This window comes from Paraburkholderia sp. SIMBA_053 (assembly GCF_046534895.1).
Taxonomy (GTDB): Bacteria; Pseudomonadota; Gammaproteobacteria; order Burkholderiales; family Burkholderiaceae; genus Paraburkholderia; species Paraburkholderia caledonica.
Window position 1 is genome coordinate 1 of sequence record NZ_JAWRXU010000741.1, and the last position, 269, is coordinate 269.

Annotated in this window: 1 protein-coding gene; it reads left to right on the top strand. The window is 65.8% G+C overall.

The annotated features are described in order from the left end of the window. Positions 1-269 (top strand): efflux RND transporter permease subunit (locus SB753_RS37550; RefSeq protein ID WP_410805224.1); only part of this gene is annotated, 269 nt, incomplete at both ends.

Below are 269 nucleotides of genomic sequence, written 5' to 3' on the forward strand. Positions count from 1 at the left end.
CCAGGCGAGCAAGGCGTCGCAATATCGCGACCTCGTGATCGCGTATCGCAACGGCTCGGCGGTCAGACTGTCGGATGTCGCCGAAGTGGTCGATTCCGTCGAAGACCTGCGCAACCTCGGCCTCTTCAACGGCAAGCGCTCGGTGCTCGTGATTCTGTACCGGCAGCCGGGCGCGAACATCATCGAGACGATCGACCGCGTCACCGCGATGCTGCCGCAACTGCACGCGTCGCTGCCCGCCGACGTGGACATCACGCCGACCGCCGACC